Origin of the sequence: Saccharomonospora halophila 8, assembly GCF_000383775.1 — a bacterium.
Lineage (GTDB): Bacteria > Actinomycetota > Actinomycetes > Mycobacteriales > Pseudonocardiaceae > Saccharomonospora > Saccharomonospora halophila.
The window spans coordinates 35,049-39,775 of the sequence record NZ_KB912537.1 but is presented as its reverse complement, the minus strand read 5'-3'; the positions used below and the strand labels follow the sequence as shown (position 1 = coordinate 39,775).

General features: G+C 71.5%; 5 protein-coding genes. All 5 read left to right on the top strand.

Annotated elements, in window-relative coordinates; all coding sequences use genetic code 11:
* Positions 1–620 (top strand): glycosyltransferase (locus SACHA_RS21380; RefSeq protein ID WP_019809409.1); only part of this gene is annotated, 620 nt, incomplete at its 5' end.
* A gap of 110 nt (positions 621–730) precedes the next feature.
* Entirely contained in the window at positions 731–1,246 is a 516-nt protein-coding gene (locus tag SACHA_RS0110105; RefSeq protein ID WP_028663050.1) for a type III secretion system chaperone family protein, read from the top strand.
* A gap of 486 nt (positions 1,247–1,732) precedes the next feature.
* Complete coding sequence (locus tag SACHA_RS0110100; protein WP_028663049.1) at positions 1,733–2,482, top strand: phosphoglyceromutase; 750 nt, start codon at positions 1,733–1,735, stop codon at positions 2,480–2,482.
* 188 nt (positions 2,483–2,670) lie between these two features.
* A complete protein-coding gene (locus SACHA_RS0110095) occupies positions 2,671–3,975 on the top strand; it encodes a sensor histidine kinase (RefSeq protein ID WP_019809402.1) in 1,305 nt (434 codons plus the stop codon).
* The gene (locus SACHA_RS0110090; protein ID WP_019809400.1) at positions 3,972–4,661 is read left to right on the top strand and encodes a response regulator transcription factor; all 690 of its coding nucleotides are present in this window, start codon (positions 3,972–3,974) and stop codon (positions 4,659–4,661) included. Before SACHA_RS0110095 ends, SACHA_RS0110090 begins: the two co-directional genes overlap by 4 nt.
* The last annotated feature ends 66 nt before the right edge of the window (positions 4,662–4,727 follow it).

Below are 4,727 nucleotides of genomic sequence, written 5' to 3'. Positions count from 1 at the left end.
CGCTCGACCTGCCGTCCGACGCGGTGGTGCTCGCCTTCGCCGGACGGATACAGCCGCTGAAGGCCCCCGACGTGCTCCTGCACGCCGCGGCCGAACTGGTCCGGCGCGACCCCGCGCTGCGCGACCGGCTGGTCGTGCTGGTCGCCGGGGGGCCGTCCGGGACGGGGCTCGAACAGCCCACGTCGCTGAAGGAACTGGCGGTGCGGCTCGGCATCGACGACCTGGTGCGGTTTCTGCCGCCGCAGTCCACCGACGGGCTGGTCGACGTCTACCGCGCCGCCGACGTCGTCGCCGTCCCCAGCTACAACGAATCGTTCGGTCTGGTGGCGCTGGAGGCGCAGGCGTGCGGCACCCCGGTGGTGGCGGCCGAGGTCGGCGGCCTCCCGGTGGCGGTCGACCACGGTGTCTCGGGCCTGCTCGTGGGCAACCACCGCGCCGGCGACTGGGCCGACGCGCTCGGCCGGGTGGCCCTGGACGCCTCGACCCGGAATGCGCTGTCCCGCGGGGCACGCGCCCACGCGGCCGACTTCTCCTGGGAGCGGACCACGGAGGCCCTGCTGGAGACCTACGCGGAGGCCACCAGGGCCTTCCGCAGTTCGGCGCTGGAGGTGGCGGTGTGAGCGGGCACGACGGTGTGAGCGGGCGGGACACCGGGAACGCCCGGGACGCCGCCGCGGCCGGGACGGACGACGTGGCGGGCACGGCACACACGGGAAACGGTGGTGATCGGGTGCGGGCCGTCGACGAGGTGGTGCGCTCGGCGCTCGACGGGGCCGGGCTGGAGTACGACCGCAAGGGCGTGGGGGTCTACTTCGTCACCCTGCCCGGGACGAAGAAGCTCCAGACCAATTGCTGGCTGATAGCCAGGGAGCACTCGTTCGCGGTGGAGGCGTTCGTGTGCCGGCGTCCCGACGAGGCCCACGAGGACGTCTACCGCTACCTGCTGCGGCGCAACGCCAAGCTCTACGGGGTGCACTACACGATCGACGGGACGGGTGACATCTACCTGGTCGGCAGACTCGGACCGGACACGGTCACCGAGAACGAGATCGACAAACTGCTGGGGCAGGTGTTGGAGGCCGCCGACGGCGACTTCAACACGCTGTTGGAGCTCGGTTTCGCGGAGTCCATCCGCCGCGAGTGGGACTGGCGGGTCTCCCGTGGTGAGTCCCTGGCCAACCTCCGCGCCTTCGAGCACCTCATCTCCCCGGACACCCACACCCCGGGCTCCCTCACCGCGGACTGATCTCCGCGCCGGGGGGGTGCACACGGGGAGCGAGCGGTACACGCGGCGCGGAACGGGGGAAGTAGAAGGGTGTCGCGGGGCGGCTCGAGGGAGGGGGGAGTCGCGAACTCGAGCCGCCCCGCGGACATACCCGCCTTGGTGGACCCGGTGGCGAGGGGGATGCCAACGGGGCCGGCGGGCCGCAGCTCGGCAGGGGGGAGACGAGCTGCGCCTCACTGCCCGCGTCCGGCCGGGGAGTGCGTGGTGCCGACCGGGCGGGTCCAAGCCAACTTGTCAGACTCGGCACGGTAATCACAAGGCTACCCACTACCCCGTTCGGGTGATTTTGCCCTTGATCGTTAACGCTTTGCGATTTTGGTTATCGCGCCGCAATCTTGTTGGCAACTTGCTGGGTGTTCGAGTGAAGATCATTCACTTCTTACGCGACAGTACGTAGAGCGACAGGCTCCGCCGACCACTCGATCGGCTCTCTGGCAGTCTTGAAGCATGGCCGAACTAGGGACCTTGGTGCTGCTGCGGCACGGACAGAGCACCTGGAACGCGGAGAACCTGTTCACCGGCTGGGTCGACGTCCCGTTGTCCGCCGAGGGCGAGGAGGAGGCCCGGCGGGGCGGGGAACTGCTCGTCGAGTCCGGGGTACTGCCCGACGTCGTACACACCTCGCTGCTGCGCCGCGCGATCTCGACGGCGAACATCGCCCTCGACGTCGCCGAGCGGCACTGGATCGACGTGCGCCGCAACTGGCGACTCAACGAACGTCATTACGGCGCCCTCCAGGGCAAGGACAAGAAGCAGACGATGGACACCTTCGGCGAGGAGCAGTTCATGCTCTGGCGCCGGTCGTACGACACACCGCCGCCGCCGATCGCCGCCGGTGACGAGTACAGCCAGGACGCCGACGTCCGCTACGCCGACCTCGGCGCCGAACTGCCGATGACCGAGTGCCTCAAGGACGTCGTCGCCCGGCTCCTGCCGTACTGGGAGTCGTCGATCGTGCCCGACCTCCGGGCGGGCCGGAACGTGCTGGTCGCCGCGCACGGCAACTCGCTGCGGGCGCTGGTCAAGCATCTCGACGACATCTCCGACGCCGACATCGCGGGCCTGAACATCCCCACCGGCATCCCGCTGCGCTACGACCTCGACGCGGAGCTGAAGCCGACCAACCCGGGCGGTACCTATCTCGACCCGGACGAGGCGGCCAAGGCCGCCGCCGCGGTGGCGAGCCAGGGCCGCTGAGCCCCACGCCCGGCGCCGGCCGGGCCGCCGTGGGGTCGTGTGCCGGCATCGTGCGGTGACCCGCGCACGACCCCACGGTGAACGAGTGCTGACACCGGGGTGAACAGACCGCCCGCAGGATGTCGGAGCGGTCACGACCGGCCTCCGATACTGGTCCGCGGGGCCGCCCGAGTGTCTACGATGCGAACGTGACGGCGTCAGCTTCGCTCGCCCTGGCCCTCGCCGCGTCGGTGCTCGGCCTCGTCGCCGGGTTCGTCCTCTCCGGCAGGCTGCCGGGGACACGCAGGCGGCCCACCGGGCCCACCGCCGCCGACCTGCTCGACCGGTTCGTGCGGACCTCGGACAACGGCGTGCTGGTGCTCAACCGGTTCGGCGACCCGGTGCTGCACAACCGGCGTGCGGAGGACCTCGGGCTGGTGCGGCAGCATCATGCCGATCCGCGCGCCCGTCGCGCCGCCGAGCAGGTGCTGAGCACCGGGGAACCGACCGAGATAGACCTGTCTCCGCCGGAGGCCCGGCGACGGGCTCCGGAGGCGGTGCTGGGGCAACTCCGGTCGCTCGGTGACGGCTACACCGTCGTGGAGGCCGTCGACCACTCCGAGGCCGTCCGGCTCGAGGCCACGCGCCGGGACTTCGTCGCCAACGTGAGCCACGAACTGAAGACCCCGGTGGGTGGGATCGCCGTGCTCGCCGAGGCGCTGGTGGACGCCGCCGACGACGGTACCGAGGTCCGCCGGTTCGGCGAGAAGATCCTGCGGGAGTCCACCCGGCTCGGCAGGCTGGTCACCGAGCTGATCGCGCTCTCCCGGCTCCAGGGTGCCGAGCGGCTGCCCGAGCTCACCGTGGTGGACGTCGACGCCGTCGTCACCGAGGCCCTCGGCCGGACGCGGCTCGCGGCCGACGCCGCCGACATCGGGATCGGCACCGACGGGCCCAGCGGCCTCCGGGTCGACGGCGACCACACCCTGTTGGTCACCGCACTGTCCAACCTGCTCGACAACGCCGTGGCCTACTCCTACGCGGGCAGTCCCGTGTCGGTGAGCAGACGGAGCACCGGCACCCACGCCGAGATCGCGGTGACCGACCGGGGCGTCGGCATCCCCCCGGACGCCCAGCAGCGCGTCTTCGAGCGCTTCTACCGGGCCGACAAGGCGCGGTCCCGGGAGACCGGCGGCACCGGCCTCGGACTGGCCATCGTCAAGCACGTGGCCGCCAACCACGGGGGCGAGGTGCGTCTGTGGAGCAGCCCCGGCGTGGGCTCCACCTTCACGCTGAGCATCCCGCTGCACACGGCCGGTGCGGCCCCGGAGGCCGGGTACACCGGAGACACCGGGGACGACACCAGCGCGCCGGATCCGGCCGTCACCCACCCGGAGACCGCCGGGGACACGGCGGCCGCTGCCCCCGCGGGGACCCCGTCCGGGCCGCCCCGCTCGACACCGGTCGACCGCACCGGGAAGACGGACCGCACCGAGGAGAGGACATCGCCGTGACGAGGGTGCTCATCGTCGAGGACGAGGAGTCGTTCGCCGATCCACTGGCCTTCATGCTGCGCAAGGAAGGGTTCACCGCGGCGGTGGCCACGGACGGTACCGAGGCTCTCGACGAGTTCGACCGCAACGGGGCCGACATCGTCCTGCTCGACCTGATGCTCCCGGGAATGAGCGGCACCGACGTGTGCAAACAGCTCCGCCAACGGTCGGCGGTCCCGGTCATCATGGTCACCGCGCGGGACAGCGAGGTCGACAAGGTGGTGGGGCTCGAACTGGGTGCCGACGACTACGTCACCAAGCCGTACTCGGCGCGGGAGCTGATCGCCCGGGTGCGGGCCGTGCTGCGCCGCGGCGGCGAACCGCAGCCGGAGGACGAGGCGGCCGCGCAGGTGCTGACCGGCGGGTCGGTGCGGATGGACGTCGAACGGCACGTCGTCACCGTGGACGACACCGAGGTCCCGCTGCCGCTGAAGGAGTTCGACCTGCTGGAGTATCTGCTCCGCAACATCGGCCGGGTGCTGACCCGGCACCAGCTCATCGACCGGGTGTGGGGCGCGGACTACGTCGGGGACACGAAGACGCTCGACGTCCACGTCAAGCGGCTGCGGTCGAAGATCGAGGCAGATCCGGGGTCGCCCCGGCACCTGGTCACCGTGCGCGGGCTCGGCTACAAGTTCGAGCCCTGACGGGCCGGACCGGCCGGCACCGATCTGCCGCGCCGATCGCCCACGCCGCGCCGGACGGCCGGCCGC

Coding starts and splice junctions, on each gene's coding strand:
- SACHA_RS0110100 (WP_028663049.1), top strand. CDS start 1,733: ATGGCCGAACTAGGGACCTTGGTGCTGCTGCGGCACGGACAGAGCACC.